A 21,008-nucleotide genomic window follows, 5' to 3' on the forward strand; every position below is an offset into this window, starting at 1 on the left:
GAGAAATGGCAATCAAAGCTGCTGCTAAAAAGGGCGCCGTCCGCACCAAGCGGCGCGAGCGCAAGAACATTGAGCGCGGCGCTGCTCACATCCAGAGTACCTTTAACAATACCATTGTTACCATTACGGATACTCAGGGCAACACCGTTTCTTGGGCCAGCTCTGGCGGTCTGAACTTCCGTGGTTCCCGTAAGAGCACTCCGTTTGCTGCCCAGTCCGCTGCCGAGACCGCAGCGAAGGCCGCTATGGAGCATGGCATGAAGACTGTTGAAGTGTACGTGAAGGGCCCCGGCGCTGGCCGTGAGGCTGCCATCCGTGCCCTGCAGGCCACCGGTCTGGAAGTCAACATGATCAAAGACGTTACCCCCATCCCCCACAACGGCTGCCGTCCCCCGAAGCGCCGCCGCATTTGATCGAAAGGAGAAACTACAGTTATGGCTAAGAATATGCAGCCTATCGCAAAGCGCTGCCGCGCTCTGGGCATTTCTCCTGCTGTTATGGGTTATGCGAAGAAGAACACCAATCGCAATCCTGGCGGCCAGATGAGAAAGAAGAAGAGTGAGTACGCTCTTCAGTTGGCCGAAAAGCAGAAGGTCAAGTTCGTCTACGGCATCATGGAGCGTCAGTTCCGTTCCTACTACGAGAAGGCCAGCCGTATGCCCGGCAAGACCGGTGAGAACCTGCTGGTTCTGGTAGAGCGCCGTCTGGACAACGTGGTATACCGCCTGGGCTTCGCCGCTACCCGTCGTGAGGCTCGTCAGCTGGTGAGCCACGCTCACTTCACCGTGAACGGCAAGAAGGTCAACATTCCTTCTTACCTGGTGAAGGCTGGCGACGTGGTGGAGGTTGCCTCCGCCAGCCGCTCTTCCGTGAAGTTCAGCAAGCTGACCGGTGAGGACGCCCCCGTGGTTGCCCTGCCCCAGTGGCTGGATCGTGAGAAGAACTCTCTGAAGGGCACCGTTACCAAGCTGCCCGTTCGCGAGGATATCGACCTGCCGGTTGAGGAACACCTGATCGTTGAGTTGTACTCCAAGTAATAAGCTCAGCGCATAGGGAAAGCGAACAACAAAGGCCGGCCAAACGCGTTTTGGCCGGCCCACCAAGGAGGGTTTTACTATGATGGAGATTGAACGCCCCAGAATCGATACCACCAGCCTGTCTCCGGACGGCCGCTACGGCAAGTTCGTCGTTGAGCCTCTGGAGCGCGGTTTTGGTACCACCTTGGGCAATAGCTTACGGCGTGTCCTGCTTTCGTCGCTTCCCGGCGTTGCCGTCACCAGCGTAAAGATCGATGGCGTAGTCCACGAGTTCAGCACCATTCCCGGCGTGAAAGAAGACGTGACCGAGATCGTACTGAACCTGAAGGGCATCGCTGCCAAGCTCTACGCCGACGGACCTGTCACCGTGCGCATCGAAGCGTCCGGTGAGGGGGAGGTTACTGCTGGCAGCATCAAGCCCAGCGATGAGATCGAGGTGCTCAACCCCGAATGGCACATCGCCACCCTGGAAGATAACGGCAAGCTCGTGATGGAGCTGACCTTCGACAAGGGCCGCGGTTATGTGCCGGCAGAGCGTAACAAGCAGGCTGTGCTGGAAAAGAACGACCTGAATGTTCTGCCCATCGACAGCATCTACACCCCCGTTCTGAAAGTCAACTACACGGTGGAAAACACCCGCGTTGGCCAGATCACCGACTATGACAAGCTGACTCTGGAAGTTTGGACCGACGGCACCATCAACGCCAAAGAGGCTGTTAGCCTGGCGGCCCGCGTGCTGACCGAGCACCTGAACCTGTTTGTCAACCTGTCGGAAGAGGCCATGGGCGCTGAGATCATGGTTGAGAAGGACGATAAGGGCAAGGAGAAGGCTCTGGAGATGACCATCGAAGAGCTGGATCTGAGCGTGCGTTCCTTCAACTGCCTGAAGCGCGCCGGCATCAACACCGTGGAAGACTTGATTAACAAGTCCGAGGACGAAATGATGAAAGTTCGGAACCTCGGCCGCAAAAGCCTGGAAGAAGTCATGGCAAAGCTGGACTCCCTGGGCTTCACACTTACTAAAGACGACGAGTAATTACTGCAAAGGAGTGAAACGGGATGCCCGGTACCAGAAAACTCGGCCGGACCAGCGATCACCGCAACGCTATGCTGCGCGCTATGGTCACCTACCTGTTTGAAAACGGCAAAATCGAGACCACCGTTACCCGCGCCAAGGAAGTTCGTTCCATGGCGGAGAAGATGGTGACCCTGGGTAAGAAGGAAGATCTGCATTCCAAGCGTCAGGTCTTCTCCTACATTACCAAGGAGACCGTTGCCAAGAAAGTCATCGATGAGTACGGCCCCAAGTACGCCGACCGCAACGGCGGCTACACCCGCATCATCAAGATCGGCGCCCGCCGCGGCGATGCTGCCGAGATGGCGATCATCGAGCTGGTTTAATCAAAGCCTGCGATCCCTGCCCCAAAACGGGCAGGGTTCGGCCTGGCAGACGGCGCGGTGAGTGCCATGTACGGCGTGGCCGAGGGCGTGTGCGACAGCCTGCGTGTATACGATCTGACCCACGACATTCCCCAGTACGATATCTGGGAAGCCAGCTACCGCCTGATCCAGACGGTGCAGTACTGGCCTGAGGGCAGCGTGTTCGTGAGTGTTGTGGACCCGGGTGTGGGCAGCGACCGACGCAGCATTGTGGCCAAGACCAGCGGCGGACATTACATTGTTACACCGGATAACGGCACCCTGACCCACATCAAGCGGATGAGCGGCATTGTGGAGGCTCGTGTGATCGACGAGACGGTCAACCGTCTGCCCAATTCCGGTGAGAGCTATACCTTCCATGGCCGTGATATCTACGCTTTTACCGGTGCACGGCTGGCTTCCGGCGTGATTTGCTGGGAAGAGGTGGGCCCGGCCATTGATCCGGCCAGCATCGTGGAGCTGCCGGTGGTGGATGCGGTGCTGAACGGCGATGTGGTCAGCGGCACCATTGATGTGCTGGATGTTCGGTTCGGCAGCCTGTGGACCAACATTCCCCGCACCCTGTTTGCGGCGCTGAACATTGAGCATGGACAGCGGGTGGAGATCACCATCAGCAACGATACCCGGGTGCTGTACAAGAACATCATGGTATACGCCAAGAGCTTTGCAGATGTGTATGTGGGTGAGCCTCTGCTGTACGTGAACAGCCTGGATAACCTGGCTGTAGCCATCAATCAGGGCAGCTTTGCCCGGGCCTACAACATCGGCACCGGTACCTCCTGGCGCATCAGTGTGCGCAAAGCGCCCCGCATGATCTACGAATAAGGTCCGCCCGGGCCGGTTCAGGAAATTCTTGCGTGCCCCCGGCCCGTGATCCATATAAGAAAAAGTGAGGGAATCGTCATGAAAAAAATGTCTGTAAAAACCGTTGTCGCCATCGGTATTGGCGCAGCTCTGTTCTTCGTACTGGGTAGACTCGTTTCTATTCCCACCCCGGTACCCAACACCTATGTGAGCCTGCAGTACGCCATTCTGGCAGTGTTTGCCGGCCTGTTTGGTCCTGTTGCCGGTCTGGTAATCGGTCTGGTTGGCCATGCTCTGGTGGACTTCACCTCCTACGGCCCCTGGTGGAGCTGGATCATCGCTTCCGGCGTGTTCGGCCTGCTGACCGGTCTGTTCCTGGGCAAGCTGGATCTGGAGAGCGGCGAGTTCGGCAAGAAGCAGATCATCCTGTTCAACGTTTCTCAGCTGATCGCTCACGTGATCTGCTGGGGTGTGGTGGCTCCCGTTCTGGACATTGCCATCTACAACGAGCCTGTTGAGAAGCTGTTTGCCCAGGGCCTGACCGCCGGTATCGTGAACGCCATCACCACCGGTGTGGTTGGCACCATCCTGCTGGTTGCTTACGCCAAGACCCGCACCAAGAAGGGCTCCCTGAACAAGGATTGATTCATCGGCCGGTTTGGCCTTGATCCCGAATGAAAAGCGGGGCCTTCCGGCAGAATACGCCGAAAGCCCCGCTTTTTCTATGAGCAGCCCGCATGGACCTGCGGGCAGATATTTTCGGCAGGGGATGTGTTTTCCCTGCAATACCGCCGCCCCATCTTCCGGCGTGCGGGAAGAGCTACAAAAACGGAGGAACCGCCGTGGCACAGCCCATCATTGAATTTAAGAATTTCGGCTTCCAGTACGATGCTCAGGCAGAGCCCACATTGTACAACATCGATCTGGCCATTCAGCCGGGGGAACGGGTGTTGATCGCAGGCCCGTCCGGCAGCGGTAAAAGCACCATTGCAAGCTGCATCAATGGATTGATCCCCTTCAGCTACCCGGGCCGCTGCACCGGCAGCCTGACGGTGGACGGAGTGGATGCACCTCATGCCAGCATCTTTGAACTGTCCAAGCATGTGGGCACCGTTCTGCAGGACCCGGACGGTCAGTTCATCGGCCTGACCGTGGGCGAGGACATCGCTTTTGCGCTGGAGAATCAGTGTGTGGCCCAGCCGGAGATGAAACAGACCGTGGAGCGGGTGGCCCGCCTTGTGGATGTGGATACCATGCTGGAGCAGGAGCCCCACGCATTAAGCGGCGGGCAGAAGCAGCGGGTGAGCCTGGCCGGTGTGATGGTGGACGATGTGAAGGTCCTACTGTTTGACGAGCCCCTGGCCAATCTGGACCCGGCTGCCGGCAAGCAGACCATCGAGCTGATCGATCAGGTGCAGAAAAAGACCGGCGCCACGGTGATCATCATCGAGCATCGTCTGGAGGATGTACTCTGGCGCAGCGTGGATCGAATCGTGCTCATGGGAGACGGGCGTATTCTGGCGAATACGACACCGGAAGCGCTGCTGGCGGGAAATCAGCTGGCGGAAAACGGCATCCGGGAGCCGCTGTATATTACTGCGCTCAAGTATGCAGGCGTATCACTGGAGGCGGAGAAAAAGCCCGCCCATGTGGACACGCTGCGCCTCACCGAGCAGGACAGGGAGGCGGTCCGCGCCTGGTACCGACAGACGGTGACCCGGCAGCAGGAACCTGCTGCCGCTCCGCTTCTGGAGGTAAAGGATCTGTGCTTCGGTTACAGCGAGGGCGTGACCAACCTGCGGGATGTGAGCTTCACCCTGAATGAGGGCGACATGGTGAGTATCGTGGGCCGCAACGGCGCGGGCAAGAGTACTCTGGCCAAGCTGATCTGCGGCTTTGAAACACCCCGCAGCGGCAGTGTGTGGCTGAACGGCCGGAACTTGGAGGGGGATACCATCAAGGAGCGGGCCGCCCACATCGGCTACGTGATGCAGAACCCGAACCAGATGATCAGTCAGAGCATGATTTTTGACGAGGTTGCGCTGGGTCTGCGTACCGCAAAGCTGCCGGAGGACGAGGTGGAGCGCCGGGTCCATGAGGCGCTCACCATCTGCGGACTGTATCCCTTCCGGAAATGGCCGGTATCCGCCCTGTCCTTTGGTCAGAAGAAGCGGGTGACCATCGCCAGTGTGCTGGTGATGCAGCCCAAGGTGCTGATTCTGGACGAGCCCACTGCCGGCCAGGATTTCCGCCATTACACCGAGATCATGGAATTTCTGCGCAGCCTGAACCAGAAGGGCTACACGGTGATTATGGTCACCCATGATATGCACCTGATGCTGGAATACACCAGCCGGGCGCTGGTGTTTAACCAGAGCCGGATGATCGGCGATCTGACGCCTGCCCAGCTGCTGTGCGACAGCGCTCTGGTGGAGCAGGCGGCGCTGAAGGAAACCAGTCTCTTTACCCTGGCCCAGAAGTGCGGCATTCAGCCGCCTGAGGCCTTTGTGCAGCATTTTATCGACTACGACCGGGAGGTACGCGACAAGTGGCAAACAATCTGATCCTTTCCTATCTGCCCCGGGGCAGCGTGGTGCACAAACTTACCGGTACCACCAAGCTGATCGTGTTCCTGCTGTTCAGCGTGGCCACCATGGTCACCTACGACACCCGGGTGCTGGTGGTCTTTCTGGTGATGAGCCTGGCCATCTTCAAGATCAGCCGGGTGCGTTACCGGGACGTGAAGTTCATTTTGTGGATGGCGTTTGTCTTCCTGGTGCTGAACAACCTGTTCGTTTACCTGTTCAAGCCGGAATACGGCGTGGAGATCTACCAGAGCCGCACCCTGCTGGTGCAGCTGATCGGGCCCTATACCTTTACGGCACAGCAGCTGTTCTACCACCTGAATATGACCTTGAAGGTGGTGGTGGTCATTCCGCTGGCGCTGGTGTTTATTCTGTGCACCGATCCCAGCGAGTTTGCTGCCAGCCTGGCCAGTATCGGCGTGAGCTACCGCATCGGTTATGCGGTGGCCCTGGCGCTGCGGTATATCCCGGACGTACAGCGGGATTATCACAACATTAACCAGGCCCAGCAGGCCCGTGGTGTGGATATCTCCGGCAAGGATAAGCTGATGGATCGGCTCAAGGGCAGCGCGAACATTCTGCTGCCGCTGATCCTGGGCAGCCTGAACCGGATCGAGGTCATTTCCAACGCCATGGAGCTGCGAGGCTTCGGCAAAAACAAGCGCCGCACCTGGTACGCAAAGCGGCCTTTCGCCACCCGGGACTGGGTGGTGCTGGTTCTGGGTACGGTGATTTCTGTGGGATCTCTGATCTTCACCTTCTGGGATGGCAACCGCTATTATAACCCGTTTATTTGAGTGAAAACACCCGTCCGATTCGGAAAAACATCCGCACCGGGCGGGTGTTTTGCGTGTGGGAGAAAAAATTGGGCACAATACCGAGGATTTGAAAAAAAGTTTGGCTATTTTGATAGGAAAATAACGACTTCTGATGAGAGAAAAATACCCCCGAAGCCGGGTGAATACAGGAATTTCGGTATGAAAAATTGGGCAAAACGCCTAATTTTATCGCGTGGAGAAACAGAAGGCGGGGCAAGCCGCAGAAAATGACGAAAAGAAGAGAATTGGCGAGCATAAAAGTAAATTTTATGTTAATATTAGGTTGAACGAAGTCTGCCCAATCGGGCAAAAAAACATTTGACAACGTAAGGAGCGTTTAAAGATGTATCAATCCAACGGTACAGAGATCCTCATGGCAAACAACGGCGTTGCTGAACTCGGCCTGATCGCCACTCCCGGCGCCCAGGAGCTGACCGCCCTGATCGATCGCCATCTGGTGGCTTGGGCCCGTGAAAAGGGCGTGGACCGCGAGACCTTCATCATCCCCAGCGAGTGCCCCCGCTTTTCTTCCGGCGACGGCAAAGGCGTGATCCGCGAGAGCGTGCGCGGCGACGATTTGTACTTTGTGGTGGATGTGGGCAACTACAGCTGCAAGTACAAGATGTTCGGCAACGAGAACTGCATGAGCCCGGACGATCACTACCAGGATCTGAAGCGTCTGATTCAGGCTGCTTCCGGTAAGGCTCGCCGCATCACCGTGATCATGCCTCTGCTCTACGGCAGCCGCCAGCATCGCCGCTCCTACCGTGAAAGCCTGGACTGCGCCTACGCGCTGCAGGAGCTGCACAGCATGGGCGTTGAGAACATCATCACCTTCGACGCTCATGATCCCCGCGTTTCCAACGCGGTACCTCTGATGGGTATGGACAACGTGATGCCCACCTACCAGGTGCTGAAGACCATGTTCAAGTGCATCGAGGACTTCAAGCCCACCCGTGACAACTTCATGGTGATCAGCCCCGACGAAGGCGCCATCAACCGGAACATGTACTACTCCAGCGTGCTGGCTGTGAACCTGGGCATGTTCTACAAGCGCCGTGACTACTCCCGCATCGTGAATGGCCGCAACCCCATCGTGGCCCACGAGTACCTGGGTGAGAGCGTGGAAGGCAAGGATGTGTTCATCGCCGACGATATCATCTCCTCCGGCGAGAGCATGCTGGATATCGGCTACGAGCTGAAGAAGCGCGGTGCCAAGCGCATCTTCTGCTACGCCACCTACGCCATCTACACCAACGGCCTGGCCGAGTTCGACAAGGCCTACCAGGAGGGCGTCATCTCCGGCGTGTTCGGTACCAACCTGACCTACCGCACTCCCGAGCTGCTGAGCCGTGAGTGGTTCCATGAGGTGGATGTGTCCAAGTACATTGCTCACTTTGTGGATGCCATCAACCACGATATGAGCATCGGCGACATCATCGATCCTCACAGCAAGATCGACGCTCTGCTGAAGCGCTACAATGTGAAATAAGCAAGTGCATTTATACAAAAAGTAAAGCAGTGCCCTGGCTTTTCAAGAGCCAGGGCACTGCTTTTTTCATACAAAGTTATTTCAGCTTGGCGAACTGGTCAATGGCGGTCTGAAGTTGGGCGATCACCTCGTCAGTATCCTCGCCGCTGCGCACGCAATGTTCCAGGTGTTCGGTGAGGATCAGCTTTGCCACCTGCGTGATGGCGCTGTTCACGCTGGAAAGCTGGGTCAGCAAATCGCCGCAGGGGCGTCCTTCGTTCACCATCTCCCGGATACCGTTCAGCTGGCCGCTGATGCGAGCCAGGCGGCGGTTCACATCGGCGGAATGTTGGCAGTGTGGGCAATGCATGACGGATGTCCTCCTCTTGTTTATGAAATATCTAAATCAGCTATGTGGGGAAAATACCCCGCGGCAATTTTGGAAACAGAACACCCGGCGCGGCCCAAAACAGGCTTGCAGGGTGTACGAAGCGGAAAAGATAGACGCGGATTAACCTCCTGTATAGGTTGCCCAGGTGAGATCCAGCACCGGACCGAAGGGATCGAACACCACGTGCTCCACGCCCGGAGCCATTACAAGGGCCTGATCCTGATACCACAGGGGAGAGATGGCGCCGCCCGCCAGCAAAGTCTGCTCCGCCTGAGCGAGCTCACTGGCAACGGGGTCCAGCTGTCCGGCCAGCTGATTGCCTTGGCTGTCAAAGGCAGCGGATTCCCACCCGGTAAACGCACCGTCCGTAAACTGCTGCAGAAAGGCGGTGCCGTCCGCGCTGGTGGGGGAGAAGGGAAGCAGGGCAATCTGGTAGTCGCCGCTGGAAACGGTGCTTTTCAGTTCATCCAGCGGAACTGCCTTCAGTGTGAAGTAGGCGGAGAACGCGCCCAGCTCCTTCTGCCATTGCTGGCTGACCTGCTCGATCAGGGTCTGATAAACGGTTCCTTCGGGATACAGCACCTGGATGCCGGAAAACTGCTGCAGCCCTGCTTCACTTAATCCGGTCCGGCAGAGCTCCTTCACATCGCCCACAGCGGGCATCTGGCTTCCCACTGCATCCCGGTAGCCGGAACCGTTCACCTGAATGGCAGGCGGGATCAGCCCGTCTGCAGCAGAAAAACCGGTGGGCAGCTGTTCGATGCCGGCGGCGCTGGCACCCAGGGCAAGGCGCACATTTTGGGAAGAAAGTTGTCTATCTTCGCAGTTGAATACCAGGGCCCAGGTGGTGGATGTGTAGGGGATGGAGGGCAGGCTCCCGGCGGCAGATGCCTCGTCAATGGCGGCGGTTACATCTCCGGCTGCCACTGCGGCCGCGCCGGTGGCGGGCGTTGGATTCTGGGCCACCGAGGTGCCGGAGGCAGGCTCCGGTGTGGGGGTAGCCTGGGCGGTGGTGTCCAGCACGATGCGCAGGCTGGTGATCAGGCTGCCGCTGGCACTGCGGCGCAAAAACAGACCGTTTTCATTCCAGTTATACAGATAGAAATGTCCGTTGGCCAGGGTGGTGGCGGCACTCAGACCATAGGCCCCGGCACTGTGCTCAAAAAATTCCTCATTGCAGGGCATGGCACCCGGCTGGGCCAGCTTTTCCAGAAATGCCGGGTCAGGGCTGTTCAGCTGGTAAACCACGGTGCGCTCGTCCGGTGCGCTTACACCCAGAGCACCGGTGCCGTCGGCGCCTTTCAGATTGGCGAACAGATCCCGGTAGGGGCTGGCGGTTTCCTCCCGGAACACCCGCTCCATGCCGAATACAAAATCCGCAGCGGTAAGAGGATATTCCTTTTCGTGTTTTTTCAGTTTGGTGTAGGCCAGGCCATCCTTTAATGTGAAGGTATAGGTCAGGCCGTCAGCGCTCACGGTATAGCTCTCGGCGCAGTCCAGCACGGCTTCGCCGTTTTCGTCGATGCGGGTCAAACCCCGGTACAGATTGGTCACGGCGATGTGCTCGGGGCTGTCCTGTGCGATCTGCGGGTCCAGGTTGGCAGGCACATGGTCCACCCGCCAGGTAAAGCTGGCTCCGCCGGAGCCACAGCCGGTGAGAAATCCCACAGCCAGGAACAGGCAGAGCAACAGGCAGAGAATACGAAGGACTCTCATGGAACAGGTCCTTTCGGTAAACGGCCGGATGGGCCGGTGATGTAAAAACAAAATGCCCGAAGACATACATATTTAGCTTATCAAAAAACGCGTCAAAATACAAATCCATACCGGGGCAAATGGGGCGAAATCCGTAAATAAAACGTAAATTTTGGCATTGGGCGGATGATTTTGCAGCCAAATGGCCGAAATGCCCGGCAAGAGAGGGGGATTTGGTTGCGCGGGCGGCCAAAAGTGACTATAATAGCAACAGACCATTTTTGATCACACCAATCCATAAAAATCAAGTTCCATCAAAGGGAAAAGGGGTTTTGCAATATGCAGAAGGATCAGCAGCGGCTGGCCAAATTCATCAAGGGAAAAAAGGTGGCCTTCATCGGCGCCGGCGTGAGCCATAAAACATTGATCGGGCAGTTCTGCGCCATGGGGGCGCAGGTGACCCTGTGCGATAAAAAGCAGCTGGCGGATTTTGGCGACTATGCCGACACCCTGAATCAGCTGGGTGTGGCTCTGAGCCTGGGTGAGGATTATCTGAACGGCCTGGCCGGGCAGGACATCATCATGCGCACGCCGGGCTTCGAGTACTTCACCCCGGCGCTGCAGGCGGCCAAGGATGCGGGAAGCCTGGTGACCAGCGAGATGGAGCTGTTCTTCGAGTACTGCCCCTGTGAGATCACCGCGGTCACCGGATCGGACGGCAAGACCACCACCACCAGTCTGATCGCTGCCATGTTCGAGGCGGCGGGCCGCACCGTGCATCTGGGCGGCAACATCGGCCGGGCCCTGCTGCCCATTCTGGACCAGATCGACCCGGCGGACGAGGCGGTGGTGGAGCTTTCCAGCTTCCAGCTGATCAGCATGCGCCGCAGCCCCAAGGTGGCGGTGGTCACCAATGTGACCCCCAACCATCTGGATCACCATAAGGACATGCAGGAGTATGTGGACGCCAAGCGGAACATCCTGCTCTGGCAGGACGAGAGCTGCCGGGCGGTGCTGGGCTACGAGAACGAGATCACCCGCGGCATGCAGGCGGACTGCAAGGGGACCCAGTGCTGGTTCACCCGTCTGCGGGAAACCGACAACGGTGCCTTCCTGCGCCAGGACGGCATGCTCTGCATGGCGGAAAACGGCGCCGTGACCCCCATCCTGCACAAGGACGAGATCAAGCTGCGGGGTGTGCACAACATCGAGAATCTGCTGGCCGCCTGTGCCGCTGTGTGGGGCCGGGTACCGGTGGAGGCCATGGCCAAGGTGGGCTCCAGCTTCACCGGCGTGGAGCACCGCATCGAGCCGGTGCGTTTGCTGGACGGCGTGCAGTGGTACAACGACTCCATTGCCTCCAGCCCCACCCGCACCATTGCGGGTCTGCGCAGCTTTGACCAGAAGATCATCATCATCGCCGGTGGCTACGACAAGAAGATCCCCTACGAGCCGCTGGCTCCCGAGATCCTGGCCCATGTGAAGGTTCTGGTGCTCATGGGTCAGACCGGTCCCAAGATCGAGGAAGCGGTGCGCGCCTGCCCCGGCTTTGCCGAGAGCGGCCTGGTCATCGAGCATGCCAAGGATATGGCCGAGGCGGTGCAGCTGGCCCGCAAAAACGCAAAGCCCGGCGATGTGGTCAGCCTGTCGCCCGCATCCGCCAGCTTTGATCTGTACCCCAACTTTGAGGTGCGTGGCCGTCACTTCAAGGAACTGGTGAACGCGCTGTGATCTGCGCGGTCAATTCCGCACAAACCCGGAGGCGCTTTGCGGCCGCGCTGGCCGATCCCCGGGCCGCAGGCGTGGCCTGCCAGCTGGGCGCAAGCGAGACGGTGTTCGGACCGCTGCCCGGCTCCGGCTGGCAGTTTTACACCAGCGGTGAGGGGGAGCCCCCCTTTGCACTGGGCATCCGTGGGCAGACAGCACTTCTGGCCGGTGCGGCGGATGCCGAAGAACTGGCCGGTTTTCTGGGCTTTCTGGGCGTGAGCCGGCTGCGCTGTGCCGGAACGGTACCGGAGGGCTGGCAGCTGCGGAGACGGTACTCCCGGATGGTTCTGCCCGCCGGTGAGCAACTGCCCCGGCGGGAGCTGCCTGCGGGCTTTTCACTGGAGGAACAGCCTGCCGTAAGCCGGGTAACCGAATTTCTCTGCCGGGGCGAAAGCCTGAGCGGGGATCAGCAGACCCGGGACTGCTTTTACAGCGAGACCTGCACCCTGGTGAACCATGGCCGCGCGCTGCTCTGGGCTGTGAGGGACCAGGCCGGGGAGCTTGTCGCCACGGCGGGAGCCTATGCACTCTGGAACAAAACCGCCTATCTGGCCGGGGTGGAAACCGCGCGAGCTGTCCGAGGCAATGGCCTGGCAGGTGCGCTGGTGGCCGGACTGGCCAACCAGCTGGCGGAGCAGGGAATTCTGGTGGAGCTGCTGTGCCTGCCTGAGCTGGAAGAATTCTACCGGCAGCTGGGATTCATCAAACAGGGCGAAGTGAGCAGCTATAGCCCTCCGTCGGATTCAGAATGAAAAAAGCTGCCTGTTATCAATACGAGAAAAGAGGATATTATCATACATGATCGAGCAATTTTTTGATGTGAGCCCCCGTTTTCAGGAGCTGGACGCCCGTGCTATGGAGCTGTGCCGCCCCGAGTTCGAGAAGGTGGGCGCGGAGGACGCACTCTGCCGGCCCCATTTTCTGTCCGGCACCCATGCGCTGACGGTGGCGCTGTTTGGCCTGCTGCGGGCGGGCGATACTCTGCTGGCAGCCACCGGCCGCCCCTACGATACCCTGGAGGGCGTGATCGGCATCGGTGATGCGGGCAAGGGCTGCGGCACTCTGGCGGAGTACGGCGTGAAATACGACGAGGCTCCCCTGCAGAACGGCATGCCGGATTATGAGCTGATCGCGGAGAAGGCAAAGAACGCCACCGTCTGCCACATCCAGCGCAGCCGTGGCTATTCCAGCCGTGCTGCCTTTGACCTGGCCACCATCGAAAAGGTGATCCGCACCGCCAAGCAGGCCAATCCCAACGTGGTGGTCATGGTGGACAACTGCTACGGCGAGTTCACCCAGACTGCTGAGCCCACCAGCGTGGGCGCAGACCTGATTGTAGGCAGTCTGATCAAAAACCCCGGCGGCGGCATCGCCCCCACCGGCGGTTACGTAGCAGGCCGGGCCGATCTGGTGGAAAAGTGTGCTCACCGGCTCACCGCCCCCGGAACCGGCCGGGAGCTGGGCTGCACACTGGACAGTCTGCGTCAGCTGTATCTGGGCCTGTACTACGCCCCCGGCGTGACTGCCGAGGCCATCAAGACCAGCATCTATGCCAGCTGTCTGCTGGATCTGCTGGGCAAGAATCCTCTGCCCAAGTATACCGATCCCCGCAACGACATCATCACCAGCTTTGAAACCGGTGAACCGGCGGCTATGGTGGCCTTCTGCCAGGGTATCCAGGCAGGCAGCCCGGTGGATAGCTTTGCCGCGCCGGAACCCTACGCCATGCCCGGCTACACCAGCGAGGTGATCATGGCGGCGGGTGCCTTCACCAACGGCAGCAGCATCGAGCTCAGCTGTGATGGACCCATGCGCCCGCCCTATACCGTTTACCTGCAGGGTGGTCTGAACTTTGCGGCCAGCCGCTCAGGTGTGCTGCTGGCTGCCCAGCGGGCATTTGACGGCCAATAACGATAAAAGCATTCTCAAAAGCCCCGTATCGCTTTGATATGGGGCTTTTTGCATGTTATTTTGCACAATCGATGCTACGGTTTTTTATGAAGAAATTGATATAATTTTGTAAGAACTGTACTGGGCTAAAAGAAATGTTCGAAACAGTGAAACGGAATTCACAAAATAATTGTTTCTTATGGAAGAAAACTGGCGATATTGTTTGCTTGTGAATTGTTGCTAAAAAAGTGACAAAGTTTTTTTCTCTCAGTAAGCAATTGTGCAAAAATACTGTGCTTGCACTTTGTGATTGATTTGTGTATAATGCGTTGGTGCCCTACTTAATAAGAGAGAGTTTAAATTGGGAGGAATCAACGATATGTCTTATGATTTTTTGTGGCAGATCGCTCTGATCTTGGTGAGCACCAAGGTTTGCGGCCTGATTACCCGCCGCTTCCAGATGCCTCAGGTGGTAGGCGCTCTGCTGGCAGGTCTGCTGCTGGGTCCCGCTGTGTTCGGCCTGCTGCCCAGCGACAGTGAGATGATCAAGCAGCTGGCGGAGCTGGGCGTGATCGTGATCATGTTCTCTGCCGGTATGGAGACCGATATCCGCGACCTGAAGAACGCGGGTAAGTCCGGCTTCCTGGTGGCGATGCTTGGCGTTCTGGTGCCGCTGCTGGGCGGTGCGGGTCTGGCTGCCTGGCTGGCTCCCACCGAGAACATGCTGCAGAACTTCTTTATCGGTACCGTTCTGACCGCCACCTCCGTGAGCATCACGGTGGAGGCCCTGCGTGAGATGGGCCGTCTGCAGAGCCGGGTGGGCAACACCATTCTGGCCGCTGCTATCATCGACGATATTCTGGGCATCATCGCCCTGACCATCATGACCAGCCTGGGCGGCGGCGGCGAAAGCATTGCGGTTGTGCTGCTGAAGATTGTTCTGTTCCTGGTGGTCTGCTGCTTTGTGTATGTGGTTGGCCTGAAGGTGCTGGACTGGTACATCGAGCGTGCCGGCCGCCGCGATCTGCGGCGTTTCCCCATCGCGGCCTTTGTGGTCTGCCTGATGATGGCCTGGATCGCCGAGCACTTCTTCGGCGTGGCCGATATTACCGGTGCCTTTGCGGCTGGTCTGATGATCGGTGCCACCAAGAAGGCTGGCTACATCGCTTCCAAGTTTGAGCCGGTGCAGTACCTGTTCCTGGCCCCCGTGTTCTTTGCCAGCATCGGTATGACCGTGGTGCTGCCTGCCATGAGCACTCAGATCGTGATCTTCAGTGTACTGCTGGTGGTGGTTGCGGTTCTGTCCAAGTGGCTGGGCTGCGGCGTGGGTGCCAAGATGTGTGGCTTCACCACCCGCGAGTGCAACCAGATCGGCCTGGGCATGGTATGCCGCGGCGAGGTTGCGCTGATCGTTGCCAATAAGGGCGCAGAGGTTGGCCTGATGCCGGACGCTCTGTTCGCGCCTGTGATCATCATGGTTATCATCAGCACCATCCTGACCCCGATTCTGTTGAAGCTTGCCTACCGTGGTGAGGATGCTCTGCAGTTGGAGGAGAGCCCGCTGGAGAACCGCAGCGAAGCGCTGGAACAGCTGGATATCGTTACCGATCAGCTGCTCACCCGCGAACAGGAGATCAAGGAAAAGAATCAGAAGCATTGAGTTGCTTACATGTGTGGGCCCTGAACAGGGCCCGCACATATTTTTTTGAAAAAACTAGAAAAAAAGACTTGCATTCTTTTCTGAACTGTGTTATATTATTAAAGTCGCTGGAAGCAAGGCGGCCAGATAATCCTCAATAGCTCAGTCGGTAGAGCATGCGGCTGTTAACCGCAGGGTCGTTGGTTCGAGTCCAACTTGGGGAGCCAAAAAGAGCGTATCGAGCAATCGGTACGCTCTTTCTTTTTGCAAAGCGGCAACGACCCTGTGCGTTGTGTGATGCCGGTAAATATCGTGACTTTGTATCAGGTTTGTGATAAAGTAAAAGGGTAGAACGATTCGTCAAAAGGAGGCGCCCGCCATGGAATCTGCGCTGAAAACCAAATATAAGCTGGCCAATGCCCTGAAAGAACTGGTAGGACGCGAACCTCTGGATAAGATCACCGTGAAGCAGATCGTGGAAAGCTGCGGAATGAGCCGTCAGACCTTTTACCGATGCTTTTTGGACAAATACGATCTGGTAAACTGGTATTTCGAGCGGCTTGTTGAGCAGTCCTTCAAGGAGATGGGCGTGAGCCTTACCCTGCGGGAGGGCCTGCTCAATAAATTTCGCTTTATTAAGGCGGAGCAGAGCTTTTTTGCCTGTGCTTTCGGCAGTCACGACGCCAACTCGCTGATGGCGTACGATTATGAATACATTCACCGCTTCTACAGCGAGATCATCACCCGCAAGACTGGTGCGCCTCTCACCGAGGATGTGGCTTTTTTGCTGGAGATGTACTGCCGTGCGTCCATTCAGATGACTGCCAGCTGGGCAGTGAGCGGTATGAAGCGCAGCCCGGAACAGATGGTGGAGCTGTTGATTGAGGCGATGCCCCAGCGCCTGGAGCTGCTGCTGCGGGATCTGCACCCGGAAGCCTGATGCGGGCTGTTCCGGCCTTTTTGATAAAATTATGAAATGTGACACTGGGATTCATGTGTAACTTGTAAATGGGAAAATCATATTGTTATAATAATAACAGTGAAACGCTTTTCGCCGAGTTGCAGCGGAACAAGCGTCCCGGTTTTTACTTTTCATAACAAAAAGGAGAGGTTTACCCATGGCTAACCGTATTGTTCTGAACACCATTTCCTATCATGGCAAGGGCGCCATCGAGAACATCGTTCCCGAGCTGACCGCCCGTGGCTACAAGAAGGCTTTTGTCTGCTCCGACCCCGATCTGGTTAAGTTCGGTGTGACCAAGAAGGTCACCGATCTGCTGGATGCTGCCGGCTTCGCTTACGAAGTGTACAGCGAGATCAAGCCCAACCCCACCATCGAGAACGTACAGCACGGCGTTGAGGCCTTCAAGGCTTCCGGCGCGGACTGCATCGTGACCATCGGCGGCGGTTCTTCCATGGATACTGCCAAGGCCATTGGTATCATCATCAACAACCCCGAGTTCGCCGATGTGCGCAGCCTGGAGGGCGTTGCTCCCACCAAGAAGCATGCCGTGTTCACCATCGCTGTTCCCACCACCGCCGGCACCGCCGCTGAGGTTACCATCAACTACGTGATCACCGATGTGGAGAAGAAGCGCAAGTTCGTTTGCGTGGACACCAACGACATCCCCGAGGTTGCTGTGGTTGACCCCGACATGATGAGCAGCATGCCCAAGGGCCTGACCGCTGCCACCGGTATGGATGCTCTGACCCATGCCATCGAGGGTTACATCACCAAGGGCGCCTGGGAGATGACCGACATGTTCCACCTGAAGGCCATCGAGCTGATCTCCAAGCACCTGCGAGGCGCTGTTGAGAACACTCCGGAAGGCCGTGAGGGCATGGCTCTGGCGCAGTACATCGCCGGCCAGGGCTTCTCCAACGTGGGCCTGGGCATCGTTCACAGCATGGCTCACAGCCTGGGCGCTGTTTACGACACTCCTCACGGTGTTGCCAACGCCATCCTGCTGCCCACCGTGATGGAGTACAACGCTCCCGCTACCGGTGAGAAGTACCGCGACATCGCCAAGGCCATGGGCGTGGAAGGCACCGAGACCATGACCAAGGAAGAGTACATCAAGGCCGCTGTGGATGCCGTGAAGAAGCTCTCCGCCGATGTGGGCATCCCCGCCGACCTGAAGGCTATCGTGAAGGAAGAGGATGTACAGTTCCTGTCTGAGTCCGCTTACGCCGATGCCTGCCGTCCCGGCAACCCCCGCGACACCAGCGTGGAGGAGATCGCTGCTCTGTACCGCAGACTGCTGTAATCAGCCAGCTGAATCAAATTTTTCGTGCGCCCCGAGTTTGCTCGGGGTGCACTTTTTGTGTTGCATTGATTTAACGCGCCGGGTCCAGCTGCGCCCGAAGTGCCTGCACTGCTGCTTTTTCGATGCGGGAGACATAGCTTCGGCTGATGCCCAGCAGCTGGGCCACCTGCTGCTGGGTCAGTGGAGGCTGACCGCTCAGGCCGTAGCGCAGCAGGATCACCTGACGCTCCCGGCCAGTGAGCTGCTGCACCAGTGTGCGCAGACGGCCGGATTCCTCCCGGAACTCGCAGTCCTCATCCAGCAAAAAGTCATCCGGTACCACATCCAGCACTGTCAGGTGGCTGCCGTCCTTGCTGGTCTGGATCGGCTCCTGCATGGAAAGGGTAAGCGGGGCTTTCCGTTCCCTCCGAAGGTGCATCCGGATCTCATTTGCTATCCTCACACAAATGCGTGTTTTCCGGGCTTTGCAAAATTGCTTCGTTCTCTGTGCCCAACAAGAATACGTGGGCACAGGCGCCGTCCCAGAGAATCTTTTGTACCAGGGCGCGCACCCCTGCCCGCTTTTGTTCCACGGTCATCTGATCCGCGCAGTCCCGGAACAGGGCGAGCTGCCGCCGTAAAAGCTTGAATTCCCCGGCGGGAAGTGTGTGTTGTCCCGGCGGCTGTTCCAGCCCGCGAAGCTCCTCTTCGAGTGAGGCCTTCTGTGCGTGTAATTCTTCGATGCGCTGCTTTACGTGATCGGCGGCACAACCGCCCGCAAAGTCGGGCAGAGAATCAATCAGGGCAGTGATTTTGCGCTGCAAATCCGCCTGTTGGCGGTGCAGCTCTTCCCGCCGCTGCGTGGGGCCGTCCTCACCGTCGGCGAAGAAGCGCTGCCCCTGTTCCAGCCGGGCAACAAAAGTATGAGGGTCACCCTCCAGCGATTTGATCTGCTCCCACAGGGCGGCATCCAGCGAATTGCCTCCGGCATTATTCAGACTGCAAAAACTCCGTTTGCTGTGCTCCTTCTGCTTGCATACATAGCGAAAAAGCGGCTTGCCGTCTGCGCCTACCCGCTGGGTGAGCTTGGGATACATCCGACTGCCGCAGCGGCACCAGAGCAGGCCGGTGAGCAGGGCCTGGTTGCTGCGAGGCTTGCGGTAGGCCTTGCAACGGTTGAGCTCCAGCGACTTTTGAACCTGTATCCAGGTATGGGCCGGGATCAGGCCCGGGTGCTGCCCCACAGAAATAATCCATCGGCTGATGGGAAGAAAAATGGCGGCACGGCCCTTTTCCTGGTCGGTGCGGTTGTAGGCCAGGATGCCCCGCACTCCGTCGAATTCCTCCGGCGCAGAAAAAAGCTCTGCCTGCTGTTCCTTGAAATACCGGTAAGCCTCCCGGTCTGCAATCATGTAGACTGGGTTCTGTAAAATGCTTTTGATGGAAAAGCGGGTGAAATTCCGGTCGTTTTTGGTTTTGCAGCCGCGGCGCAGCAGCTCGGTTTCGGTCCGGGTGAGGGAATCGGTCTCTGCGTACAGCTGATAGATGACGCGGACAATGGCTGCTTCTTCGGGGAGAAGCTTCAGACAGCAGGCTCGCTTGTTTTTGCCGTCCACCGTGACCGTTTCAACAGCCTCTGACGTATAGCCGGTGGGGGTGACGCCTCCCAGCCAGCGCCCGGTTTTGGCCAGCTCATGCATGTTGTCCCGGATGCGCTCGGCGATGGTTTCCCGTTCCAGCTGGCTGAACACCGATGCGATGTACATCATGGCCCGGCCCATGGGGCTGGAGGTGTCGAAGCTTTCCCGGATGGACACAAAAGCGATTCCCAGCCGCCCCAATTCTTCGATCAGGGCGGAGAAATCGCTGATGCTGCGGCTGATCCGGTCCAGCCGGTAGACCACCACAGCTCGGAACTGATGCGCTCGGGCTGCCTGCATCATCCGTTTGAAGTCCGGTCGGTTCAGATTTCCGCCGGAAAAGCCCTCATCCTCAAACACAGCCGCCTGGTCGGCATAAGCTTCGCCAAAGGCAGTGCGGATGTAAGCCCGGCACATGTCCACCTGATTGCCGATGCTCTCGCCCTTGCCGGTAAAGCGGGATTTACGGGAATAAATGGCGATGGTATCGCTGTTCTTTTCCATGGTCATTGCCTCCTCTTTCGTAGTAATATAACGTGGCAAAAGGATAAGATAGACCGGGCTGAAGAAAAGGCGTGCGGAACAGCGTTATTTAAAAAGAACTGAATTTGAGACAGGCAGCCTTGCCTGTATGTTCGATTTACGATATAGTAGAACCAGAACAATTCGGAAAAGGGGTGCTGTGAATGTGGCTTGTGAAATTGCCCTTTAAGCTGGTTGCCGTGGTGCTGATGCTGGTGGTTGGGACCATTGGTGTTTTGCTGAAAATTGCGTCCGGACTCTCTCATGTTGCGCTTGGCTTGCTCATGTTTGTGCTGTTTCTCAGCGGAGTAATTGCTGCGTTTCAGGGCAACTGGCCAATGGTGGGCGGGGTTTTTGTGGCAGAGGTGATCTGCTTTGCCGCTTCTCTGGCCGCATCCCTTTTGGTGGAAGTGGTGGATGGCATCTTTGGCGGATTGGTGGATTTCATCTATTCCTGAAGCTTTCAATACTTACAAAAGGCCCCGGCCACATGGTTCGTTCCATGCGGTCGGGGCTTTTTGGTATAAAAGACAGGCAGTGTGTAATAGGATGGAATCAGACGAAAGGGCGGGGAGGGGGAAGCGAATGAGGAGTGGTATGCCGATCCAGATCATCGTGTACAGCCCACAAAGCGAAACGGGCAAAAAGGAATTGGCCCGGCGGGCAGCAGAGCTGTATGCGGATTGTGTGCTCAGCACCATTCGCGGGCTGGATTGCTCCCCGAAACAAAAACGGGAGCTGCTGGAGGCGGTGATTGATGTGGGAAAGAAATGTCTTTTTAGCTAGAAGGCAGAGCATTCGGTTTACTGGCCGCAGGCACGGAAATAAAGAGCAGCTGCCTCATCGGAAGATTTCCGAGAAAAAGCCTCTCCTGACGATTCTTTTGTCAGGAGAGGCTTTTGGTGCGGATTGAGGTTGGTGTGATCGATTTATGGGTGGGCTCTTCTGGGAAAAAATCCGGAAAGGCATTGATCACTGATGCTGGCAGCCAGTTGGGGGAGCTCCGGCCGCAGTGTGCTGTTCGGCTCCAGCTCCTGCAGGAAAAATCCATAATACCCGGAGG

General features: G+C 57.7%; 21 protein-coding genes and 1 tRNA gene. 18 read left to right on the plus strand and 4 right to left on the minus strand.

Annotated elements, in window-relative coordinates:
- Positions 1–5: 5 nt before the first annotated feature.
- From rpsK to J7G73_RS00690, 9 genes are all read left to right on the plus strand, one after another.
- Positions 6–413, plus strand: a complete 408-nt coding sequence (gene rpsK, locus J7G73_RS00650; RefSeq protein ID WP_058965279.1) for a 30S ribosomal protein S11 — start codon at positions 6–8, stop codon at positions 411–413.
- 21 nt (positions 414–434) lie between these two features.
- On the plus strand, positions 435–1,037 hold the full coding sequence (gene rpsD / locus J7G73_RS00655; RefSeq protein WP_087294478.1) for a 30S ribosomal protein S4: 603 nt from the start codon (positions 435–437) through the stop codon (positions 1,035–1,037).
- 79 nt (positions 1,038–1,116) lie between these two features.
- The gene (locus J7G73_RS00660) at positions 1,117–2,073 is read left to right on the plus strand and encodes a DNA-directed RNA polymerase subunit alpha (RefSeq protein WP_058965277.1); all 957 of its coding nucleotides are present in this window, start codon (positions 1,117–1,119) and stop codon (positions 2,071–2,073) included.
- Between the two features lie 23 nt (positions 2,074–2,096).
- Positions 2,097–2,438, plus strand: coding sequence for a 50S ribosomal protein L17 (gene rplQ / locus J7G73_RS00665; RefSeq protein ID WP_058965276.1), 342 nt, complete (start codon positions 2,097–2,099; stop codon positions 2,436–2,438).
- A 42-nt stretch (positions 2,439–2,480) separates the two neighbouring features.
- Entirely contained in the window at positions 2,481–3,302 is an 822-nt protein-coding gene (locus J7G73_RS00670) for an S-adenosyl-l-methionine hydroxide adenosyltransferase family protein (protein WP_367113917.1), read from the plus strand.
- 78 nt (positions 3,303–3,380) lie between these two features.
- Entirely contained in the window at positions 3,381–3,926 is a 546-nt protein-coding gene (locus J7G73_RS00675) for an ECF-type riboflavin transporter substrate-binding protein (protein ID WP_291244831.1), read from the plus strand.
- A gap of 197 nt (positions 3,927–4,123) precedes the next feature.
- Entirely contained in the window at positions 4,124–5,845 is a 1,722-nt protein-coding gene (locus tag J7G73_RS00680; protein WP_291244832.1) for an ABC transporter ATP-binding protein, read from the plus strand.
- Complete coding sequence (locus tag J7G73_RS00685) at positions 5,830–6,663, plus strand: energy-coupling factor transporter transmembrane protein EcfT (protein ID WP_291244833.1); 834 nt, start codon at positions 5,830–5,832, stop codon at positions 6,661–6,663. Before J7G73_RS00680 ends, J7G73_RS00685 begins: the two co-directional genes overlap by 16 nt.
- Positions 6,664–7,027: 364 nt before the next feature.
- The gene (locus tag J7G73_RS00690; RefSeq protein WP_087294488.1) at positions 7,028–8,176 is read left to right on the plus strand and encodes a ribose-phosphate pyrophosphokinase; all 1,149 of its coding nucleotides are present in this window, start codon (positions 7,028–7,030) and stop codon (positions 8,174–8,176) included.
- 76 nt (positions 8,177–8,252) lie between these two features.
- On the opposite strand, the gene J7G73_RS00695 is transcribed toward J7G73_RS00690, so the two are convergent.
- Both J7G73_RS00695 and J7G73_RS00700 read right to left on the minus strand, forming a co-directional pair.
- Positions 8,253–8,525 carry a metal-sensitive transcriptional regulator gene (locus J7G73_RS00695; protein ID WP_087183621.1) on the minus strand — a complete coding sequence of 91 codons (273 nt, stop codon included), beginning with the start codon at positions 8,523–8,525 and terminating at the stop codon, positions 8,253–8,255.
- A gap of 141 nt (positions 8,526–8,666) precedes the next feature.
- A complete protein-coding gene (locus tag J7G73_RS00700; RefSeq protein WP_291244834.1) occupies positions 8,667–10,262 on the minus strand; it encodes an ABC transporter substrate-binding protein in 1,596 nt (531 codons plus the stop codon).
- Positions 10,263–10,580: 318 nt separating this feature from the next.
- On the opposite strand from J7G73_RS00700, the gene murD reads away from it, so the two are divergent.
- The 7 genes from murD to fucO all read left to right on the plus strand — a co-directional run bounded on the left by murD (position 10,581) and on the right by fucO (position 17,804).
- Entirely contained in the window at positions 10,581–11,972 is a 1,392-nt protein-coding gene (gene murD / locus J7G73_RS00705; RefSeq protein ID WP_291244835.1) for a UDP-N-acetylmuramoyl-L-alanine--D-glutamate ligase, read from the plus strand.
- The gene (locus tag J7G73_RS00710) at positions 11,969–12,760 is read left to right on the plus strand and encodes a GNAT family N-acetyltransferase (RefSeq protein WP_291244836.1); all 792 of its coding nucleotides are present in this window, start codon (positions 11,969–11,971) and stop codon (positions 12,758–12,760) included. The genes murD and J7G73_RS00710 overlap by 4 nt, the downstream gene beginning before the upstream one ends.
- 46 nt (positions 12,761–12,806) lie before the next feature.
- Entirely contained in the window at positions 12,807–13,919 is a 1,113-nt protein-coding gene (locus tag J7G73_RS00715; RefSeq protein WP_291244837.1) for a methionine gamma-lyase family protein, read from the plus strand.
- A 358-nt stretch (positions 13,920–14,277) separates the two neighbouring features.
- Positions 14,278–15,558 (plus strand): cation:proton antiporter, encoded by a 1,281-nt coding sequence (locus J7G73_RS00720; protein ID WP_087294498.1) that lies wholly within the window; start codon positions 14,278–14,280, stop codon positions 15,556–15,558.
- A gap of 130 nt (positions 15,559–15,688) precedes the next feature.
- A tRNA-Asn gene (locus J7G73_RS00725) sits at positions 15,689–15,764 on the plus strand.
- 152 nt (positions 15,765–15,916) lie between these two features.
- Positions 15,917–16,477 carry a TetR/AcrR family transcriptional regulator C-terminal domain-containing protein gene (locus tag J7G73_RS00730; RefSeq protein ID WP_291244838.1) on the plus strand — a complete coding sequence of 187 codons (561 nt, stop codon included), beginning with the start codon at positions 15,917–15,919 and terminating at the stop codon, positions 16,475–16,477.
- 178 nt (positions 16,478–16,655) lie between these two features.
- Positions 16,656–17,804 (plus strand): lactaldehyde reductase, encoded by a 1,149-nt coding sequence (gene fucO, locus J7G73_RS00735; protein ID WP_291244839.1) that lies wholly within the window; start codon positions 16,656–16,658, stop codon positions 17,802–17,804.
- A gap of 70 nt (positions 17,805–17,874) precedes the next feature.
- Here the strand turns inward: fucO and J7G73_RS00740 are convergent, their stop codons facing one another.
- Both J7G73_RS00740 and J7G73_RS00745 read right to left on the minus strand, forming a co-directional pair.
- Complete coding sequence (locus tag J7G73_RS00740; RefSeq protein ID WP_087294502.1) at positions 17,875–18,222, minus strand: sigma-70 family RNA polymerase sigma factor; 348 nt, start codon at positions 18,220–18,222, stop codon at positions 17,875–17,877.
- Positions 18,223–18,229: 7 nt separating this feature from the next.
- A complete protein-coding gene (locus J7G73_RS00745; RefSeq protein ID WP_291244840.1) occupies positions 18,230–19,927 on the minus strand; it encodes a recombinase family protein in 1,698 nt (565 codons plus the stop codon).
- A gap of 182 nt (positions 19,928–20,109) precedes the next feature.
- Between J7G73_RS00745 and J7G73_RS00750 the strand changes: the two genes are divergently transcribed.
- Positions 20,110–20,403 carry a hypothetical protein gene (locus J7G73_RS00750; protein ID WP_291244841.1) on the plus strand — a complete coding sequence of 98 codons (294 nt, stop codon included), beginning with the start codon at positions 20,110–20,112 and terminating at the stop codon, positions 20,401–20,403.
- A gap of 139 nt (positions 20,404–20,542) precedes the next feature.
- Positions 20,543–20,731 carry a hypothetical protein gene (locus J7G73_RS00755; RefSeq protein ID WP_291244842.1) on the plus strand — a complete coding sequence of 63 codons (189 nt, stop codon included), beginning with the start codon at positions 20,543–20,545 and terminating at the stop codon, positions 20,729–20,731.
- The last annotated feature ends 277 nt before the right edge of the window (positions 20,732–21,008 follow it).

The sequence above is a fragment of the Allofournierella sp. genome, from assembly GCF_017889395.1.
GTDB lineage: Bacteria > Bacillota > Clostridia > Oscillospirales > Ruminococcaceae > Allofournierella.

Bases quoted from the DNA above. Each gene is read 5' to 3' on its own strand.
- rpsK (WP_058965279.1), top strand. From the start codon at position 6: ATGGCAATCAAAGCTGCTGCTAAAAAGGGCGCCGTCCGCACCAAGCGG.
- rpsD (WP_087294478.1), top strand. From the start codon at position 435: ATGGCTAAGAATATGCAGCCTATCGCAAAGCGCTGCCGCGCTCTGGGC.
- J7G73_RS00660 (WP_058965277.1), top strand. From the start codon at position 1,117: ATGATGGAGATTGAACGCCCCAGAATCGATACCACCAGCCTGTCTCCG.
- rplQ (WP_058965276.1), top strand. From the start codon at position 2,097: ATGCCCGGTACCAGAAAACTCGGCCGGACCAGCGATCACCGCAACGCT.
- J7G73_RS00675 (WP_291244831.1), top strand. From the start codon at position 3,381: ATGAAAAAAATGTCTGTAAAAACCGTTGTCGCCATCGGTATTGGCGCA.
- J7G73_RS00690 (WP_087294488.1), top strand. From the start codon at position 7,028: ATGTATCAATCCAACGGTACAGAGATCCTCATGGCAAACAACGGCGTT.
- J7G73_RS00695 (WP_087183621.1), bottom strand. From the start codon at position 8,525: ATGCATTGCCCACACTGCCAACATTCCGCCGATGTGAACCGCCGCCTG.
- J7G73_RS00700 (WP_291244834.1), bottom strand. From the start codon at position 10,262: ATGAGAGTCCTTCGTATTCTCTGCCTGTTGCTCTGCCTGTTCCTGGCT.
- murD (WP_291244835.1), top strand. From the start codon at position 10,581: ATGCAGAAGGATCAGCAGCGGCTGGCCAAATTCATCAAGGGAAAAAAG.
- J7G73_RS00715 (WP_291244837.1), top strand. From the start codon at position 12,807: ATGATCGAGCAATTTTTTGATGTGAGCCCCCGTTTTCAGGAGCTGGAC.
- J7G73_RS00720 (WP_087294498.1), top strand. From the start codon at position 14,278: ATGTCTTATGATTTTTTGTGGCAGATCGCTCTGATCTTGGTGAGCACC.
- J7G73_RS00730 (WP_291244838.1), top strand. From the start codon at position 15,917: ATGGAATCTGCGCTGAAAACCAAATATAAGCTGGCCAATGCCCTGAAA.
- fucO (WP_291244839.1), top strand. From the start codon at position 16,656: ATGGCTAACCGTATTGTTCTGAACACCATTTCCTATCATGGCAAGGGC.
- J7G73_RS00740 (WP_087294502.1), bottom strand. From the start codon at position 18,222: ATGCACCTTCGGAGGGAACGGAAAGCCCCGCTTACCCTTTCCATGCAG.
- J7G73_RS00745 (WP_291244840.1), bottom strand. From the start codon at position 19,927: ATGGAAAAGAACAGCGATACCATCGCCATTTATTCCCGTAAATCCCGC.
- J7G73_RS00750 (WP_291244841.1), top strand. From the start codon at position 20,110: ATGTGGCTTGTGAAATTGCCCTTTAAGCTGGTTGCCGTGGTGCTGATG.
- J7G73_RS00755 (WP_291244842.1), top strand. From the start codon at position 20,543: ATGCCGATCCAGATCATCGTGTACAGCCCACAAAGCGAAACGGGCAAA.